The 13714-nt window shown below is 72.0% G+C and carries 12 protein-coding genes; 3 read left to right on the top strand and 9 right to left on the bottom strand.

The features are described 5' to 3' along the window. Positions 1-227 precede the first annotated feature (227 nt). The 3 genes from ABZW11_RS40945 to ABZW11_RS40935 all read left to right on the top strand — a co-directional run bounded on the left by ABZW11_RS40945 (position 228) and on the right by ABZW11_RS40935 (position 3148). Positions 228-1643 (top strand): hypothetical protein, encoded by a 1416-nt coding sequence (locus tag ABZW11_RS40945; protein ID WP_355430074.1) that lies wholly within the window; start codon positions 228-230, stop codon positions 1641-1643. Between the two features lie 193 nt (positions 1644-1836). After that, positions 1837-2247 (top strand): ATP-binding protein, encoded by a 411-nt coding sequence (locus ABZW11_RS40940; protein ID WP_355430071.1) that lies wholly within the window; start codon positions 1837-1839, stop codon positions 2245-2247. A 109-nt stretch (positions 2248-2356) separates the two neighbouring features. Beyond that, complete coding sequence (locus tag ABZW11_RS40935) at positions 2357-3148, top strand: class I SAM-dependent methyltransferase (protein WP_355430068.1); 792 nt, start codon at positions 2357-2359, stop codon at positions 3146-3148. Here ABZW11_RS40935 and ABZW11_RS40930 read toward each other — a convergent pair whose 3' ends face one another. The 9 genes from ABZW11_RS40930 to ABZW11_RS40890 form a co-directional block, all read right to left on the bottom strand. Continuing rightward, on the bottom strand, positions 3149-4120 hold the full coding sequence (locus tag ABZW11_RS40930; RefSeq protein WP_355430065.1) for a DUF1838 family protein: 972 nt from the start codon (positions 4118-4120) through the stop codon (positions 3149-3151). A 364-nt stretch (positions 4121-4484) separates the two neighbouring features. Further along, positions 4485-5279: a hypothetical protein gene (locus tag ABZW11_RS40925; protein WP_355430062.1), complete on the bottom strand. Its 795-nt coding sequence runs from the start codon at positions 5277-5279 to the stop codon at positions 4485-4487. A 462-nt stretch (positions 5280-5741) separates the two neighbouring features. Then, positions 5742-6614 carry an aldehyde dehydrogenase family protein gene (locus ABZW11_RS40920; protein WP_355430059.1) on the bottom strand — a complete coding sequence of 291 codons (873 nt, stop codon included), beginning with the start codon at positions 6612-6614 and terminating at the stop codon, positions 5742-5744. Next, positions 6607-8028: an aldehyde dehydrogenase family protein gene (locus ABZW11_RS40915; RefSeq protein WP_355430127.1), complete on the bottom strand. Its 1422-nt coding sequence runs from the start codon at positions 8026-8028 to the stop codon at positions 6607-6609. The genes ABZW11_RS40920 and ABZW11_RS40915 overlap by 8 nt, the downstream gene beginning before the upstream one ends. A gap of 14 nt (positions 8029-8042) precedes the next feature. Next, a complete protein-coding gene (gene deoC, locus ABZW11_RS40910) occupies positions 8043-8963 on the bottom strand; it encodes a deoxyribose-phosphate aldolase (protein WP_355430056.1) in 921 nt (306 codons plus the stop codon). Further along, the gene (locus tag ABZW11_RS40905; protein ID WP_355430053.1) at positions 8956-9939 is read right to left on the bottom strand and encodes an ABC transporter permease; all 984 of its coding nucleotides are present in this window, start codon (positions 9937-9939) and stop codon (positions 8956-8958) included. Before ABZW11_RS40905 ends, deoC begins: the two co-directional genes overlap by 8 nt. 38 nt (positions 9940-9977) lie before the next feature. Further along, positions 9978-11477: a sugar ABC transporter ATP-binding protein gene (locus tag ABZW11_RS40900; protein WP_355430050.1), complete on the bottom strand. Its 1500-nt coding sequence runs from the start codon at positions 11475-11477 to the stop codon at positions 9978-9980. Beyond that, entirely contained in the window at positions 11474-12412 is a 939-nt protein-coding gene (locus ABZW11_RS40895) for a sugar-binding domain-containing protein (protein ID WP_355430046.1), read from the bottom strand. Before ABZW11_RS40895 ends, ABZW11_RS40900 begins: the two co-directional genes overlap by 4 nt. After that, the coding region (locus ABZW11_RS40890; RefSeq protein WP_355430043.1) for an FGGY-family carbohydrate kinase at positions 12402-13714 on the bottom strand (1313 nt) is incomplete at its 5' end. The genes ABZW11_RS40895 and ABZW11_RS40890, both read right to left, overlap by 11 nt.

The raw sequence follows: 13714 nt of genomic DNA, 5'->3' as shown, positions 1-13714 counted from the left end.
GCGCGCAACCGTCCTCCATGGGAGGGGAGGAGGACGCCGTGCTCGACGACGTCGCGGCCGGGGTGCTGACCGGGCGGCGCGGTCGCCGCGGCAACGACGCCGCGGTGGCCGCCCGCCGGTCCTGAAGCCTTTGCTCTAGTACGTGGCGGTGCGCGGGCCCGGTTCACTCTCATGCCATATGGCCGTGGACCGGGTGAAACGTCGAAATGTCGCCACACAATGGGGCAATGACGCACCCTTCAGCGCCGGACCCGTTCCGTCCGTACACGCATGGGAAGCCTGGGCAGGGGTGGCGGGAGTACGGCCGTGCTCCGTACGAGCAGCCCGGCCCCGTGCCCCGGAGCCGCCAGGCCCCGGCACCCCAGCCGCAGCCGGACCCTGAGCCGGAGAGCCAGTGGCCCAGTCATGGGCCGCTCGCCGGGGAACGCGTGCAGAGCCCGGGGCGCGGGGAGAGCGGGCCGCACCCGCGGCAGGGCAGCCCGCCACCCGGCTTCGGCGGCGCACCACCGGGCCGCCACGGCCGGCCCGGCCCCCCGGACGACCACTCCTACCCGCCGGACCCGTACGACCCTCAGGACCCGTACACCCAGGACCCGTACACCCAGGACCCGTACGCTGAGGACCCGTACGCACGTGACCCGTACGGCCCTCAGGACGCGTACGGCCAGGACCCGTACGGCCGCCCTGACCCGTATGGTGACCAGGATGACCAGGACGGAGGCTACAGCGACCCCTACGGCCGCCAGAGCCCTTACGGCCCCTATGGCCGGCAGCCGCCCCAGGAGCCCTACGACCTGACCGCCGCCCCCTTCGACCGCCCGCCGAAGCGCGGCACAACCATGATCATCGCCCTCTCGGCCGCGCTCGGCGTCGTCCTCCTGGGCGGCGGCACGGTCGGCGCCGTCTCCTACCTCAAAGCCTCGGGCGGCACGCCCGCGGCCCTCCCGGACAGCAGCGGCGATTCAGCCCCCACCGAAGCGCCCCCACCCTCGGACGAACCGGCCGAGGCAGAGGCCGGCGACAATCCCAAGAGCAAGGCGACGGACGAGCCGTCGGCCCCCGCAGAAGAGCCGTCACCCAGCACGTCACCCAGCACGTCACCCAGCACGTCACCCAGCACGTCACCCAGCACGTCACCCAGCACGTCATCCGGCACGGCCGCCCAGCCCGGCTCACCGATCGCCCACACCGAGTTCGACGACTGGAAGTTCAACCTGTCGGGCGTGAAGTTCGACGCGAACAAGGTCGGCGGCTGGACCTACCAGACCTGCGAGCCCGTGGACGCCCAGGGCCTCCTGGCCAAGAACGACTGCCGCCGCGCCATCCAGGTCGCCTACTCCGCCTACCGCGGCCACCTCAAGGCGGTGCAGGTCATGCTGGAGTTCCCGTCGGACAAGGCGGCCAGGAACGCGGCCACCCGCATCACCAAGCTCACCACCGACGCCGTCGACATCCGCAGGGAGATGGCCCTGCGCACCTTCGAGTACGGCAAGATCAGGACCAGCCCGGCCAAGAACTACGTGGTGGTCACCATCGTCACCGCGGACAGAACGGCCCAGTCGAAGGCCGACAAGTTCCACCTCTACCTGCAGGCCGACTCGGTCGGCTACTTCCTGTTGCGCGACGTGACGATCACCGGCTGACGGGGGAACGGGGGCGTGGGGCGGCGCGATCGGGGTCGCGGCCTTGCGCCGAATGCACGGGGCCGAGCCGGTCTCGCACGGCGCCCGGAGAAGGCGGCACCTCCAAACCCAAGATTTCCCCAATAAAGCTTGGACAACTGTTTGTCAAGGGTTGTGTCGGGCAGGGGACGGCCATCGGTCGGGAGGTGACGGTATGGAACTGGGAATGGCACTGTCGATCCCCCTGGAGAACGCCTCTGTTTCGCTGACGCGCAATGTGGTGGACGTCGCGTTGAAGCGGTGCGGGGTCTCCCGTGACGCCCGCCACGACATAGGGCTGGCGCTCACCGAGGCGTGCGCGAACGCCGTGCGCCACTCGAATGCCGAGCGGGACTACCAGGTGGACGCGGCACTGCACCGCGATCGGTGCGTGGTGGAGGTGACCGATCACGGCTCGGGGTTCGCCGTCAAGGACTTCAGGGAAGGCGCGCCGCCCGACGCGGAGGGCGGGCGCGGCCTGCACCTGATTCACGCCCTGACGGACCGGGTGGAGATTCATCATCATCGGGGGAGAGGCGTCACCGTGCATTTCGAGAAAATGCTCGACGCCGCGCTCGCCGGGTAGCGCCCGGCGGGAAAGATCGCACGTTTCGGGCCCGGCCGTACGTGGCATGACGCTACGAACCGTACAGGCCGGATCGGCCCGAACCCCCTCCACCCGGGAGCGTCACTCCATGAAACAGCACGCCGAACTGAAGGACTTCTGGGAGCAGCGCCTGCACGCCGACTGGACGGAGAGCGGCGTCGGCTACCAGCGGCTCGGGCTGGCGTTCAACACGTGGATGTACCGGGTGCGCGGCGAGGTGTTCCGGCGCGAGGTGGCGGCGCTCGGCCTCGACCTGTCCTCCGCCCGCGTGCTCGACGTGGGCTCGGGCACCGGCTTCTACCTGCGGCAGTGGCGGGCGCTCGGCGCGAGGTCCGTCACCGGCTCCGACCTGACGGAGGCCGCCGCGCAACGCCTGCGCGCCCGCTTCCCCGGCACCGACATACTCCGGCTCGACATCGCCGACCCGGGTGACACACTCAAGTCCGCCTCCTTCGACGCCGTCTCCGCCATGGACATGCTGTTCCACATCACCGACGACGAGCGCTACCGCTCCGCGCTGCGCTCCGTCGCGCAGGCGCTGCGGCCCGGCGGCACGTTCGTGCTGTCGGAGAACTTCCTGCACGGAAAGGAGCAGCGCGGCGACCACCAGGTCAACCACACGCTCCCCTGGATCGCCGGCGCGCTCGCCGACGCCGGGTTCGACGTCGTACGCCGTGTGCCCATGCTCGTGCTGATGAACGCGCAGGTCGACGCCAACCCGGTGTGGCGCAAGCTGTGGGGCGGCCTGCTGCGGGCGGTCACTCTTACCGAGACCACCGGCGAGGTCGCGGGCGGGCTGCTCGCGCTGGCGGAGCGGCGGCTGGTCCGCGTCCTGCCGGAGAGCCCCACGACGGAGCTGATGATCTGCCGTCGCCGCTAGCTAGCGGCCGTTTGCCGCGCACCAGGCGGCCCAGGTGGTGGCGCCGCCGCCGAGCTGCTTGGCGTGGAAGGACGACCAGGAGTTCTGGCTCGGGCCCGGCTGTTCGGGCGCGCTGCGGTAGAGCGGGTGGCGCGCCTCGACCTCGGCGCGCAGCCACGGCTCGACCTCGCCGTACGAGTCCAGCGACCAGCTCCGCGCGTGATAGGTGAGCCCGCCGCGCACCTCGCTCCCGGCCAGGCACAGGAACGGCGCCCACGGGCTCGTCCGCGCCCAGCTGATCTTCGTCCGCATCGCCCCTGACGGCACCCGCCCCGGCTTCGTCCGGGCGGCGACCTCCCGCTCGTCCACGAAGAAGTCGAACATCTCCTGCGCCGTGTAGACCCCGCCGGTCAGCCCGAACCGCTCGCCCAGCGTGGCGCCGAAGTCCGTGCGTACGGGGATGTCGCTGGTCCACGTGGTCTCGTCGTGCAGGCGGCGCACCGGTGGGCCCGCGTAGGACGGGGTGACGTCGAAGGGCCCGAAGTTGACGGTGTCGTTGTTGATGGGCACGACGGGATACGTCTTTCCGTCGACCGGGTTCGTCCACTCGCGCAGGATCCGTGTGGGGGCGGCCGGGTCGGTGTAGAAGACGATCTCTCGGGAGAGCTGGTAGAGCCGGGTGGTGCCGGGCTCCCGGTAGAGGCGGCGGATGTTGTACCCCTCGATGCCGAACAGCTTCTGCCCGTGCCGCAGCGCCGGGTCGAGGGCGTTGCCCGGCACGTCGGCGTACACGCTGCCGGAGATCCTGAACACCATGTCGGCGCCGTCGGGACGGCCGAACGTCTGCAGCGACAGCCGGGCGTTCCTGTCGGTGACCTGCCTGAAGACGGGGCCCGGGTCGGTGGGGTCGCCGGTGCCTGCGCTCGCCGGGACGGCGACGCTCACCAGCAGGGCGGCCAGGGCGAAAGACCTGGCCAGCAGGGATCGCTTCATGGGGGTGCCTCCGCGCGCACGGGGATGGGGAGGCCATTGTGATCATGCCGCCGCCGTCGCGTCCACCCGCCGCGACGGAGGGCTGTGGCGGGTGTGTGGTGACGATGTGGCGTTAGGAGAGAGGCTGGCGATGAGCCGTCCACCGTCCCTCCTGGGACGGGGCTCCAGTCGAAGGAGGACCCCCGAAAATGGCCGGCACGCCCCGAGGCCCGATCAGTTTTCTGCGCACCTCCGCCCGAGCAGTGAAGGACAGGTGCGCCTGGGACAGCCCCTACCGGCTGCTCTCCCTCTGCTGCTGAGGCGGCTGAGCCCCTGACGAGGTGGGGTGTGCGCCCGGCGGAGCCTCCGCCGGGCGTTGCTCATTTCACTTCCACGACAGCAGCCGGCCGCGGAACTTGGGGTGCTTGGTCTCCCAGTAGCGCCAGCCCTCCACCCGGCTCGGCACGTTGGCGATGCCCGCGGCGACCTTGCGCCGGTCGCAGGTGGCGAGGACCGACCACGCCGACCAGCCGATGCGGTAGCCGAGCACGCGGTACCACAGGTTGCCGTACATGCCGTCGCTGATCTCGCGCGTGTACTCGTGGCCGGTGAAGACCCTGTGCCGTTCCTCCAGGTGGGGCAGGCCGAGCCGGCGGATGCTCTCCACCACGGCCTTGGTGTCGGTCACCGTGCTGACCGCTGTGTCGGTCGCCGTGCCGTTCGCGGGGTCGGTCCCGGTGGGGTCATCCGGGGCGTTCACGGCGTCGGCCCCCGCGTCGGCCCCCGCGTCCGCCCCCTGGACGTCCCTCGTCCTGTCCCGCTGTTTGCGCAGCGTCTTCTGCTTCTCGTTCTCGGTCTCCAGAAAGGCGACCACTTCGTGCTCGCGGGTGACCGAGGCCGTGATGGAACCGCCGGGGCCGTCGATGAACCGGGTGCGCGGAATGAAGAAATTGCGCGGCGACTGCTGGTGAATGCGCCAGAAAGTACGCGGGCGGCAGTTGCGGCCGCCGTCCTCGTCGGTCCTGGTCGTGTGGAATCCCCGGTCGCTGTGAATTTTGCGCAATTTACGGAACTTGTCGTGGTCCGAGTCCGCGCTGGCCGGAGCCGCGGTGGCCGCCAACGCCACCGTGAGGAGGGCGTGGGTGGCGGGTCGCGCCAGTTTTCGCAATGGGGTGAACATCTACCGTCCCTTTCGGAAAAGCACTCCTCGGTGGCCAGGCCGGTACGATGCTTACAGTTGACGCGAGCCCGGTGACAACGCCACGCCGCAGATGAATGGTCCACACCTGGCAAGATCAGGTGAAAGAACGTCAATATCCGCCGCTACCAGGACGCCGACGCCGGCGAGCGTTACGAGATGCTGCACGTGTCCGCCCCGGGCCTGGACGGCCTGCCGGAGGGCCGGACCTGGTGACGAAGGGCGACCCCGGAGGGGACGGGCGCGACACCAGGAAGGCGCGCGCCGCCACAGGGGAGGGCATAGGCGTGCGCCGCCGTCACGCGCGTCCCCGCCGGGGTTCACCAGTCCCTGACTCTCACTCACGCCGGGGCTATGGTCCTCACCCTAACGGCGAAAGCCGGAAAAGGACCTGCTGCCAGGGCTTTTGTGACAACACTGTGTCAAAGGACAGGACAGCGGCTGTCAGCGGCCGATCGGGTGCCAGACCGTCTTGGTCTCCACGAAGGGCCTGATGCGGTCCAGGCCCGGATCGGCGTCGTGCCAGTCGTCCTCCGGCCGGGGCCGCAGCACCCGCTTGAGCGTGGTGGCCGCCAGCTCCTCCAGCTCCGCCGCCAGCTCGCCGGCGCCCGCGAGGTCGAGCGCGTTCACGTCGGCGTGCCCGGCCAGCGGCGGGCCCAGCTCGGCGACCCGGCCGGTGAGCACGTTCGCCACGCCCCCCGGCAGGTCGGACGTGGCCAGCGCCTCGGCCAGCGTGATCGCCGGCAGCGGCGTCCGCTCGTCGGCGACCAGCACCGCCGTGTTGCCCGCGGTGATCACCGGGGCGAGCACCGAGACCAGCCCGAGCAGCGACGAGCCGGTGGGCGCGACCACGCCGACGACCCCGGTCGGCTCGGGCTCCGACAGGTTGAAGAACGGCCCCGCCACCGGGTTCGCGCCGCCCAGCACCTGACCGATCTTGTCAGCCCAGCCCGCGTAGTAGACCCAGCGGTCCACGGCCGCCGACACCAGCGCCTGCGCGCGGTCCGCGCTGACGCCCTCGGCCGCGGCCACCTCGGCGGCGAACTGGTCGCGCCGCCCCTCCATCATCTCGGCGACCCGGTAGAGGATCTGCCCCCGGTTGTAGGCGGTACGTCCCGACCAGCCGGGGAACGCCTTGCGCGCGGCCACCACGGCGTCGCGCACGTCCTTGCGCGAGGCCAGCGCGGCGTTGGCGAGGTGGGAACCGTCCGCCGACGTCACGGGGTAGGACCTCCCTGATTCCGAGCGCGGGAACGCGCCGCCGACATAGAGCTTGTACGTCCTGAGCACCGCGATACGCGGCGGGGTCTCAGCCAAGGTAGGCCTCCAATCCGAGCAACCCGCCCTCGCGGCCGTACCCGGACTCCTTGTAGCCGCCGAAGGGACTGGCGGGATCGAACACGTTGAAGGTGTTGGACCACACGACGCCGGCGCGCAGCCGGCTCGCGGTCCAGAGCATCAGGGAGCCCTTCTCCGTCCAGACGCCGGCCGACAACCCGTACGGCGTGTTGTTCGCCTTGGCGACGGCCTCCTCCGGCGTGCGGAACGTGAGCACCGACAGCACCGGGCCGAAGATCTCCTCCCTGGCGACCCGGTGCGCCTGCGTGACCCCGGTGAACACGGTCGGACGGAACCAGTAGCCGCGCTCGGGCAGCTCGCAGGCGGGCGACCACGAGGTCGCGCCCTCGGCCTCGCCGGCGGCGGTCAGCTCGCGGATCCTGGCGAGCTGCGCCGCCGAGTTGATCGCGCCGATGTCGGTGTTCTTGTCCAGCGGGTCGCCGAGCCGCAGCAACTCGATGCGGGCGCGCAGCCGTTCCAGCAGCTCCTCGGCGATCGACTCCTGCACCAGCAGCCGCGAGCCCGCGCAGCACACGTGGCCCTGGTTGAAGAAGATGCCGGACACGATGCCCTCGACGGCCTGGTCGATGGCCGCGTCGTCATAGACGATGTTGGCGCCCTTGCCGCCCAGCTCCAGCGTGAGCCGCTTGCGGGTGCCCGCCACGGCGCGGGCGATCTGCCGCCCCACCTCGGTCGAGCCGGTGAAGGCCACCTTGTCGGCGCCGGGGTGGGCGACCACGGCCCGGCCGGTGTCGCCGGCGCCGGTCACGATGTTCACCACGCCGGGCGGCAGGCCCGCCTCCTGGCAGATCTCGGCGAAGGCCAGTGCGGTCAGCGGCGTCGTCTCGGCCGGCTTGAGCACCACCGTGTTGCCGGTGGCCAGCGCGGGCGCGACCTTCCACGCCAGCATGAGCAGCGGGAAGTTCCACGGGATGACCTGCGCGGCCACGCCCAGCGGTTTCGTGCCGACCCCGGCGTGCCGGAGCTTGTCGGCCCAGCCCGCGTAGTAGAAGAAGTGCTGCGCGACGAGCGGCAGGTCGATGTCGCGCGTCTCCTTGATGGGCTTGCCGTTGTCGAGCGACTCCAGCACGGCCAGCTCGCGGGAGCGCTCCTGGATGATGCGCGCGATCCTGAACAGGTATTTGCCGCGCTCGGCGGCCGGCAGCGGCCCCCACACCTGCTCGAAGGCGCGCCGCGCGGCGGCGAAGGCGCGGTCCACGTCGGCCTCGCCGGCCGCGGCCACCTCCGACAGCGGCTCCTCGTCGGCCGGGTTGACGGTGACGATGCGCTCGTCGCTCTTGGCCGCGACGAACTCGCCGTCGATGAACAAGTCGTACGACGGCCGGATGGACACGATGGAACGTGACTCCGGCGCGGGCGCGTACTCGAAGATCTCCACGCCTCTCCCTAGTCGATGGTGTAGTAGTCGGGCCCGGCGTAGTGCCCGGTCGAGAGCTTGGTCCGCTGCATGAGCAGGTCGTTCAGCAGCGAGGACGCGCCCAGCCTGAACCACGCGGGGTCCAGCCAGTCGGCCCCGGCGATCTCCTTGACCAGCACGAGGTAGCGCATGGCGTCCTTGGTGGTGCGGATGCCGCCGGCCGGCTTCACGCCGGCCTGCCGCCCGGTGGCGGCCCGGTAGTCGCGTACGGCCTCCAGCATCACCAGCGTCACCGGCGGCGTGGCGGCGGGGGACACCTTGCCGGTCGAGGTCTTGATGAAGTCGGCCCCGGCGTGCAGCGCCAGCCACGACGCGCGGCGCACGTTGTCGTAGGTGACCAGCTCGCCGGTCTCCAGGATCACCTTCAGGTGCGTGTCGCCGCATTGCTCCTTGACGGCCACGATCTCGTCGAACACCTTGCGGTAGTCGCCGGCGAGGAACGCGCCCCGGTCGATCACCATGTCGATCTCGGTGGCGCCGGCCGCGATCGCGTCGGCTGTGTCGGCCAGCTTGACCTCCAGCGACGTACGTCCCGAGGGGAAGCCGGTGGCCACCGAGGCCAGCCCGACCCCCGTGCCCGCCAGCGCCTCGGCGGCCGTGGCGATCATGTCGGGGTAGACGCACAGCGCGGCCACCGACGGCGCGCCCGGGTCGGCCGGGTCGGGGCGCACGGCCTTGGCGGCCAGCGCCCGCACCTTGCCGGGGGTGTCCGCCCCTTCGAGCGTGGTCAGGTCGACCATGCGGATGGCCAGGTCGATGGCCTCCCGTTTGGCCGTCGTCTTGATCGACCTGGTGGCCAGGCCGGCGGCCCGCCGCTGGACGCCGACCTCGTCGACGCCGGGCAGACCGTGCAGATAGGCCCGCAAAGAGCCGGGGATGGTGTCAGGCACGAGCGCCACGCCTCTCGATGAGCATGTTGAGTACGAGGGCGACCAGCAGGATGAGGCCGGTCACCACCATCTGGAAGAAGGAGCCGAGGCCGAGCAGGTTGCACAGGTTGCGCAGCACCGACAGCAGCAGCACCGCCACGAACGTGCCGAACACCCCGCCCCGGCCGCCGAACAGGTTCGTGCCGCCGAGCACGACGGCGGCGATCGCGTCCAGCTCCAGCCCGTTGAACGCGGTGGGCTGCCCCACGGTCAGCCGCGAGGTGAGCAGCACCCCGGCCAGCGCCGCCAGCGCGCCCGACACGGCGAACACCGTCGTGATCACCCCGCGCACCGGCAGTCCGGACAGCCGGGCGGCCTCCTTGTTGCTGCCGACGGCGTAGACGTACTCGCCGAACGTGGTGCCGCGCAGCACCAGGGCGGCCAGCACGGTGATCGCCACGAAGATGATCCCGACGATCGGCACGTAGCCGATGAACCCACCACCGAGCAGCTGGAACCCCTCGGAGGCGTTGGCCTCCGCGGGCTTGCCGTCGGTCAGCAGGTACGTCAGGCCGCGGATCGCGGTCAGCCCGGCCAGCGTGGTCATGAACGCCGGCAGCGACAGGTACGCCGACAGCCCGCCCATGATCGCGCCGAACACCGCGCCGGCCGCGATGCTGATGAGGATCGCCGGCAGCACCGGGACCCCCGACCCGATGAGGATCGCGACCGTCATGCCGCCGAACGCGGCCACGCTGCCCACCGACAGGTCGATGCCGGCGGTCAGCACGACCATGGTCATGCCGATGGCCACGATCCCGGTGAGCGAGGACTGCTGGAGCAGGTTCGCGATGTTGCGGCCGGTCAGGAACTGCGGCGCCAGCAGCGAGGCGACCACGCACAGCCCGAGGAAGACCAGCAGCAGGTTGGACTTGACGATGAGGTCGGCGCCGCGGCGCCGGCGGGCGCCGCCTTCCTGGGGGGCGGCTGCGGTCACGGTGGATCCCGGCGAACCCGTGGATCCGAGCGAAGCTGTCATGGTGCGGCTCCTGTGATGACGGTGTGCGCGATGACGTTCTCCGGGCTGACCCGGGGGTCGAAGTGCGCGACGTTGCGGCCCTCGTACAGGACCTGGATCCGGTCGGCGTTGGCGGTCAGCTCGTTGAGCTCGCTGCTGGCGAGCAGCACGGCCACGCCCTGGTCGGCCAGGTGGCGTACCTGGCGGTAGAGGTCGGCCTTGGCGCCGACGTCCAGGCCGCGCGTGGGCTCGTCCAGCAGCAGGACCCTGATCCCGCCGCGGGTGATCCACTTGGCCAGCACGACCTTCTGCTGGTTGCCGCCCGAGAGCTGGCCGACGAGCTGGCCGGGGCCCGACGCCTTGACGCCGAGGCCGGCGAGCGCCGGTTTGGTCAGGCGCTGCCCGGCCCGGCCGGGCAGCAGCCACGGCGGCTTGCCGAGCGCGCTGATCGCCGCGTTGCGGCTGACCGACAGGCCCAGCATCAGGCCCTGCTCCTTGCGGCTCTCCGGCACCAGGGCCAGGCCCGCGCGGACGGCGGCGGCCGGGCTCGCGACCTTGAGCGGCCGGCCGCCGAGCGTGGCGGTCACCTGGGCCTTGAGGTCGCCGAACAGGGCGCGCAGCAGCGTCGTACGGCCGGCGCCGCCGAGCCCGGCCAGCCCGACGACCTCGCCGGGCCGTACGTCGAGGCCGCGCACGTCCAGCAGGCCAGGCACGTGCACCCGCTCGACGCTCAGCAGCGGCTCGCCCTGCGGCGCGGCCCGGTCGGTGGCGCCCACCAGCTCGCCGCCCGCCTCGCCGATCATGGCGGCGACCAGCTCGTCGGGGCGCGTGGACGCCAGGTCGTAGACGCCGACCGCGCGGCCGTCGCGCAGCACCGTGGCCCGGTCGCCGATCTCCATGACCTCGTCCATGCGGTGCGAGATGAAGATGACCGAGCGGCCTTCGGCGGTGAGCGACCTGATGACCGCGAACACCGCTTCCAGCTCGCTCTCGCCGAGCGTCGCCGACGGCTCGTCCATGACGATGACCCTGGCGTCCGCCGTCAGCGCCTTGGCGATGGCGGTGAGCTGCTGCGCGGCGATCGGCAGCGCGCCGACCCGCGCGCTCACCGGGAAGTTCGCGCCGACCCGGTCGAGCGCGGCGCGGGCCAGCTTGGCCCGCTGCCCCCTGCGGACGAAGGGGCCCAGCCTGGGGGCCCTGCCGAGCAGCAGGTTCTGCGCCACGGTGAGGTCGGGCAGCAGGTCCAGCTCCTGGTAGATGACCGCGATGCCGGCCGCGAGCCCGGCGTGCGGGGTGGCCGGCGCGTACGGCTGCCCGTCGAGCAGGATCGTGCCCTCGTCCGGCTGGTACGAGCCGGCCAGGACCTTCATCAGCGTGCTCTTGCCCGCCCCGTTCTCGCCGAGCAGGCAGTGCACCTCGCCGGGCCGCACACTCAGCTCGACCCCGTCGAGCGCGACGGTGCCGGGGAACCGCTTGACGATCCCGGACATGTGCAGGCGTTCGGGAGTCTCGCTCATGCCGCCTCCAGCAGGTGTCTGGCGTTGTGGTCGTCGGTGATCAGCACGTCGCACAGGCCGCTCGACACCACCGCCCGGCAGACCGCCCGCTTGGCCGTGCCGCTGACCAGCGCGACCGACGTGGCGGCCGAGCGCAGCAGGTCGAGGGAGAGCCCGAGGGTACGGCCGTCGAGGTCGGGGTCGACGATCCGGCCGTCCGCGTCGATGAAGCGGCCGAGCACGTCGCCGACCGCGCCTGCGGCGGCCAGCCTGGCGAGGTCGCCCGCGTCGATCTGCCCGGAGTCGACCAGCACCGAGTCGTTGCCCATGGCGCCAGGACTGAACAGGAACAGGTCCGCCTTGGCGGCCAGAGCCAGCACGTCGGCGACGGCCCTGTCGCTCTCCAGCACCTGACGGGTGCTCTGCTGCTGCAGGATCGCCGGGGCCGCCAGCAGCGTCGCGGTGCCGCCGCCGTGGTGGGCGATCAAGCTGGCCATGCTGTGCGCGCTGGTCGGCTCCCGGGAGCGGCTGAGCGCGCCGTTGATCTGCACGACGTGCACGCCCGTGGCCCAGCCGGGCGTCAGCCCTCCGGCCAGGCGGTCGAGCGTACGCCCCCAGGAGACCCCGATCAGCCGGGGCGCCGGCCGCATCTCCATCAGGTGGTCGGCGCCCGCCGCGGCGACCCGGTCGCGGGCGTGCTCGGCGTCGTCGCCGCCGACCGACACCACGACGGCCTCGCGCAGCCCGAACCGCTCCTTGACCGCCTGCTCCAGCGTGCGCACGCGGGAGCGCGGATGCAGCACCTCGATGCGGACGATGCCGACCTCGCGCGCCTCGGCCAGCATCCTGCCCACCTTCCAGCGGGTCAGGTGCATGGCGTTGGCGATCTGCTCCTGCGTCTCGCCCGACTCGTAGTAGCGCACCGCCACCTGGTAGAGCTGGTCGTCATCGCTCATGGCGGCCTCCGCTCAGCCGGTGGGAGATGCCGGTCGTCGCGGCCGTGGCCTCCCGGTAGCCGGCGTAGCCCGCCTCGTACGCCTGCGCGTGCGCGGCGACCGGCTCGACCGTGCGCACCTTGGGCGCGTACTCCGCGGCGGCCTCCGCCAGCGACGCGTGCCGCCCCGAGCCGGTCGCGGCCAGCACCGAGCAGGCCCGCAGCGTCAGGTTGTCGCCGGTGACCAGGTGCACGGGGCGGCCCAGCACGTCGGCGGTGGTCTGCAGCCACAGCTCGTTGTGCTGGATGCCGCCCGACAGGAAGATCTCCGACACCGCGACGCCGCCGCCGGTGAAGGAGTCGATGACCTGGCGGGTGCCGTACGCGACGCCCTCGACGGCCGCCCGGTAGACCTGCTCGGGCGTGCTGGCCAGCGTCAGGCCGAGCACCGCGCCGCGCAGCCGGGGGTCGCGCAGCGGGGTGCGGTTGCCCATGAAGTAGTCGAGCACGATCAGGCCGTGCTCGACCGGCGGCACCTGCGTGGCGGCGGCGATCAGGCCGCCGATTTCGGCGCGCGGCCGGCCGATGAGCTTCTCGCCCGCCCAGGCCAGCACCGAGCCCGCGCTGACCTGCCCGCCCTCGACGAGCCACCGGCCCGTGCGCAGCGCGTCCGGGTAAGGACCCCACACCGTGGGCGGGAACACCGGCTCGGCGATCTCCGTGACGAACGCGTTGGACGTGCCGCACACGATCGACACGTGGCCCTCCTGGGCGCCGCCGATGGCCAGCAGCGACAGGTGCGCGTCGATGCCGCCGGACACCACCGTGGCGGTGCCCGTGACGCCCAGCTCCGCGCGGGCCGGCTCGGCCAGCGGCCCCACCGGGTCGCCGACGGGCACGATCTCGTCGGGCAGCTTGGCGGCCAGGTCGGCGACGCCGAGCTGCTCGTACAGGTCGTGCGGGAAGCCCGCGCCGCGCGGGTCGTAGTTGCTCTTGCAGACGGCGTTCATACGCGACCCGGCCCAGCGGCCGGTCAGCCGCCAGACCATGTAGTCCACGGCCTCCACGATGCGGGCCGCCGCCCGGTACGTCTCCGGCTCGTGCCTGGCCAGCCACATCGCCTTGGGCACCAGCCACTCCACGGCGTCGCTGCCGCCGGCGTACCGCAGGACCGGGTGGCCGGTCCGGGCGGTCAGCTCCGACTCCTCGCCGGCGCGGCCGTCCATCCACAGCAGCGCCGGGCGCAGCGGCCGGCCACGGCCGTCCAGGACGGCCACCGTCGAGGCCGTGGTCGCCACCGCGACCCCCTCTATCGGAGGGCCGC

Origin of the sequence: Nonomuraea sp. NPDC004580, from assembly GCF_040609855.1 — a bacterium.
In the GTDB taxonomy this organism is placed as follows: domain Bacteria; phylum Actinomycetota; class Actinomycetes; order Streptosporangiales; family Streptosporangiaceae; genus Nonomuraea; species Nonomuraea salmonea.
The sequence above is the reverse complement of the archived record's forward strand: the minus strand, read 5'-3'. Positions and strand labels throughout refer to the sequence as shown.

What these genes read in the sequence shown, in the direction of transcription:
- ABZW11_RS40945 (WP_355430074.1), top strand. Translation starts at nt 228, where the DNA reads ATGACGCACCCTTCAGCGCCGGACCCGTTCCGTCCGTACACGCATGGG.
- ABZW11_RS40940 (WP_355430071.1), top strand. Translation starts at nt 1,837, where the DNA reads ATGGAACTGGGAATGGCACTGTCGATCCCCCTGGAGAACGCCTCTGTT.
- ABZW11_RS40935 (WP_355430068.1), top strand. Translation starts at nt 2,357, where the DNA reads ATGAAACAGCACGCCGAACTGAAGGACTTCTGGGAGCAGCGCCTGCAC.
- ABZW11_RS40930 (WP_355430065.1), bottom strand. Translation starts at nt 4,120, where the DNA reads ATGAAGCGATCCCTGCTGGCCAGGTCTTTCGCCCTGGCCGCCCTGCTG.
- ABZW11_RS40925 (WP_355430062.1), bottom strand. Translation starts at nt 5,279, where the DNA reads ATGTTCACCCCATTGCGAAAACTGGCGCGACCCGCCACCCACGCCCTC.
- ABZW11_RS40900 (WP_355430050.1), bottom strand. Translation starts at nt 11,477, where the DNA reads ATGAGCGAGACTCCCGAACGCCTGCACATGTCCGGGATCGTCAAGCGG.
- ABZW11_RS40895 (WP_355430046.1), bottom strand. Translation starts at nt 12,412, where the DNA reads ATGAGCGATGACGACCAGCTCTACCAGGTGGCGGTGCGCTACTACGAG.